The sequence below is a fragment of the Pseudofrankia saprophytica genome, assembly GCF_000235425.2.
GTDB lineage: Bacteria > Actinomycetota > Actinomycetes > Frankiales > Frankiaceae > Pseudofrankia > Pseudofrankia saprophytica.
The window spans coordinates 678021-681703 of the sequence record NZ_KI912267.1 but is presented as its reverse complement, the minus strand read 5'-3'; the positions used below and the strand labels follow the sequence as shown (position 1 = coordinate 681703).

Genomic DNA, 3683 nt, shown 5'->3' with positions numbered 1-3683 from the left:
CGCTGGCCGCCCTGGCCGCCCTGGGCGCGCTGTATGTGGCGGCGTGCCACCTGGTGCTGGTCAACGCCCACGGCGGCCGGGCTGACGGCTCGGCCCACGGCCCGACCGGAGCCGGCGCGGGCGGGCGGACCAGGTGGGCGCTGCTGTGGACCGGGGCGGCCACGGTCATCGCCGTCGCGGCCGCGGCGGTCGGCGGCGCCGGAAGCATGCTGCTGGACATCCCGGACGACCCGGCGCCGGCGGCGCTCGCCGCCTGGGTGCTGGTGCCGTTGGCCATGGCGGCCGGGGCGCACCCTCGGTTGGCCCGGTTCGGCCCGCGCGCCTTCATCGAGGGCGTGACCGTCGCCGGGCTCGCGGTGCTCGTGGCCGCGGTCTACCTGGCCGTCGTGCTCGGCCTCGGGCGCCGGCCCGGCGCCGGCGAACGGGAGATCCTCACACTGTCACTGCTGGCGGCGTTCGGGTGCGCGGTGCTCGCGCTGCCCGCCCGCGCCTGGCTGGCCGGCGTCGCGGACCGCGCGGTGCGCGGCGCCGAGGCTCCGCCCGACCGGCTGCTCGCCACCTTCGGCACCAGGATGACCAGGGCCGTTCCCATGGACGAGCTGCTTCTCCAGCTGACCGAGCTGCTGCGGGCGACCCTCGGGCCGGCCGGCGCCGAGATCTGGACGGGCGGAGAGGGCACGCTGGGCCGGATGGTCAGCCTGCCCGAGCGGCCGGCCGACCGGCTGGCGCTCGGCGCGCGCGAGTGGTCCGTGGTCGCCCGGGCCAGGACCGGCGGCAACGCCTGGATCAGGGTGTGGCTGCCCGGCCTGCTGGCCGGCGACGAGCTGGTGCGCGTCGCCCCGATCACCCACCTGGGCGACCTGCGCGGGATGCTGGTGGTGCGCCGGCCGGCGACGGCGGGCCCGTTCACCCCAGCCGAGGACCGGGTGCTCGTGGAGCTGGCCCGGCAGGTCGGCCTGGCGCTGCACAACCTGTCGCTGGACAGCGCCCTGCAGGCGTCGCTGGAGCAGCTGCGGGAGCGCAACGCCGAGCTGCTCGCGTCCCGGGCACGCATCGTGACCGCCGCCGACGCGGCCCGCCGCCGCCTGGAGCGTGACCTGCACGACGGCGCCCAGCAGCACCTCGTCGGCCTGTCGGTCAAGGTCGGGCTCGCGGCGCAGTTCGCCGAGACCAACCCGGCGGCCGTCAGCCCGCTCCTGGCCGGCCTGCAAACGGACGTCCGGTCCGCGGCGGCCGCGCTGCGGGAGCTGGCGCACGGCATCTACCCGCCGCTGCTGCGTGACCACGGCCTCGCCCCCGCGCTGCGCGCGGCCGCGGCCCGCGGCCCGTTGGACTGCTTCGTCGACGCCGACGCGGACCGCTACCCGCCGGACCTGGAGGCCGCGGTCTACTTCTGCTGCCTGGAGGCGCTGCAGAACGCGGGCAAGTACGCCGGCGACGACGCGGAGGTGACGGTCAGCGTGACCGCCGAGGACGGCGAGATCCGGTTCGAAGTGGCCGATGACGGCGCCGGTTTCGACCCGACCACGACTGCCGGCCACGGGTTCGAGAACATGCGCGACCGGGTCGGATCCTTCGGTGGAACCCTCCAGGTCGAGTCCTCGCCCGGCGCCGGCACCCGGGTGCGCGGCACCCTGCCGCTGCCGGCCGGTGCGCGGTAGCGGCCCGCGCCCGCTCCTACCGGCCGGGCTCGCCGCGGCCCCGGCCCGCGACGGCGCGGCTCAGCGCGGCCGGAGTCAGCTCGTCCTTGCGCACGAAGCCGACGGCGCCGCACGCGGCGGCGCCGGGCGGAAGATCCTCGGAGCCGTAGGACGACATCAGCAGCACGGCGACCGGCGGGTCGCCGGCGACGATCCTGCGGGTCGCCTCGACCCCGTCGATGCCCGGGAGGTGCACGTCCATCAGCACGAGGGCGGGGCGTACCCGCCCGGCGAGCTCGACGCCCTCCTCGCCGGAGGCCGCCTCGGCGACCACGGACCAGCCGGGCAGGGCGCCGACCAGGATGCGCGCGACCTCGCGGAACAGCGCCTGGTCATCGACGACGAGGACTCCGAAACGCGTGCCGGCGGTGCCGGTGCTGGCCGCATCGGCGAGGTCGACGTCGGGCGTCTGCATGTGACCATGGTCCGCGTCGCGGGGACCAGGGACAAGGAAGTCAGCCGCTGGCCCGGGAGGGTGCCAGCACCCCCCGGGCGTCAGTGCGTCCGCGCGTGGCGGCGGGCCGGGGGAACCGGCGGGCGCGGGACGCTGGACATCCCACGTGGGGAGGGCACTGAGCGCCCGACAGGCTGGCGCGAAGCGCCAGCCCTACCGAGGGGCCAGCCGGTTCGGGCCGCGCTCCTCGGCCAGGTAGATCAGTACCGCCTTGACTCGGCGGTTCGTGTCCGGTTCCGCGGCGAGGCCCAGCTTCGCGAACAGGGTGTTGATGTGCTTCTCGACCGCGCGTTCGCTGAGGTACAGCGCGGCCCCGGCGGCGGCGTTGCTCTTGCCCTGCGCGATCTGCGCCAGCACGGCGCGCTCCCGCTCGGTGAGCGTCGCCAGCGGCGAGGCCCTGGAGGCCCTGGCGGCCACCAGGGCCTCCACGACCGCCGGGTCGATCACCGACCTGCCGGCCGCGACGGCGCGCACCGCGCCGGCCAGGTGTCCCGGCTCCCCGACCGCGTCCTTCACCAGATATGCCCGACCGCCGCTGCCGTGCTCGAGCAGCTTCAGGGCGTACTCGGGGTCGGCGTACTGGGACAGGACGACGACGCCGATTTCGGGGTTGCTGGCGCGCAGCAGCGCGGCGGCGCGGATGCCCTCGTCGGTGCTCGTCGGCGGCATCCGCACGTCGGTCACCACCACGTCCGGCGCCAGCTCCGCCACCGCGGCCAGCAACGAGTCCAGGTCCGCGCACGTCCCGACGACATGGAGATCCGGCTGGCTGTCCAGCATCCCGCGCACACCCTCGCGCACGATCAGGGAGTCGTCGGCAAGCACGATGCGCAGTGACACACACGCAGACTATCGAAAGTCGATCACGATCTGGTCGCTCTGTCCTCTCGATGACGCAGGGCCAGTCCTGTGACGAGGCGCACCGCGGCGGTCGTGTTCCCGTCCGGTCATCCCCTCGAGGACGGAGCGGGCCGGGGCGTGGGAGAGTGCGCCGCGGGAGCGGCGGAGGTGACGGGCGTGATGGCCCAGAACGGCGGAACACGGGCGGGTGCCCGATTGGACGGCTTCGACGCGGTCGTCGTCGGCTCCGGCCCCAACGGCCTGACAGCGGCGGTCACGCTGGCCGAGGCCGGGTGGCGGGTGCTGGTCCTGGAGGCCGCCGGCCAGTTCGGCGGCGGGCTGCGCACCGAGGAGCTGACCCTCCCCGGTTTCCGCCACGACGTCTGCGCCACTGTCCTGGCGCTGGCCGCCGCGTCCCCGGCGCTGCGCGCTTATGGTGCGGACGCGCCCAAGCCCGGGGCTGGTGCAACGGTGATCGGCGGCACGACGATCGGTGACGGAGGAGCCCGGGGCGTGACGGGTGGTAAGGGCGGGCCGACCGCGCCCTCGGTTCGGTGGGCGCACCCGCCAGTGCCACTCGCCCATCCGCTCGACGGCGCGGCGACCGCGCTGCTGCGGCGCGATGTCGGCGCGACGGCCGCCGCGCTGGGCCGGGTCGGCGCGGGCAAGCCCGCAGACCCGGCCGGGTG

4 protein-coding genes are annotated in these 3683 nt (G+C 75.9%); 2 read left to right on the top strand and 2 right to left on the bottom strand.

The features are described from left to right. Positions 1 to 1661, top strand: a 1661-nt coding sequence (locus FRCN3DRAFT_RS48150; RefSeq protein ID WP_051467430.1) for a sensor histidine kinase, incomplete at its 5' end; no start/stop codon positions are given. Positions 1662 to 1677: 16 nt separating this feature from the next. On the opposite strand, the gene FRCN3DRAFT_RS48145 is transcribed toward FRCN3DRAFT_RS48150, so the two are convergent. After that, the gene (locus tag FRCN3DRAFT_RS48145; RefSeq protein WP_007520617.1) at positions 1678 to 2115 is read right to left on the bottom strand and encodes a response regulator; all 438 of its coding nucleotides are present in this window, start codon (positions 2113 to 2115) and stop codon (positions 1678 to 1680) included. Between the two features lie 192 nt (positions 2116 to 2307). Beyond that, a complete protein-coding gene (locus FRCN3DRAFT_RS0237335) occupies positions 2308 to 2994 on the bottom strand; it encodes a response regulator transcription factor (RefSeq protein ID WP_007520618.1) in 687 nt (228 codons plus the stop codon). A gap of 69 nt (positions 2995 to 3063) precedes the next feature. Between FRCN3DRAFT_RS0237335 and FRCN3DRAFT_RS56855 the strand changes: the two genes are divergently transcribed. Beyond that, a partial coding sequence (locus FRCN3DRAFT_RS56855; protein WP_007520620.1) for an FAD-dependent oxidoreductase occupies positions 3064 to 3683 on the top strand: 620 nt, incomplete at its 3' end.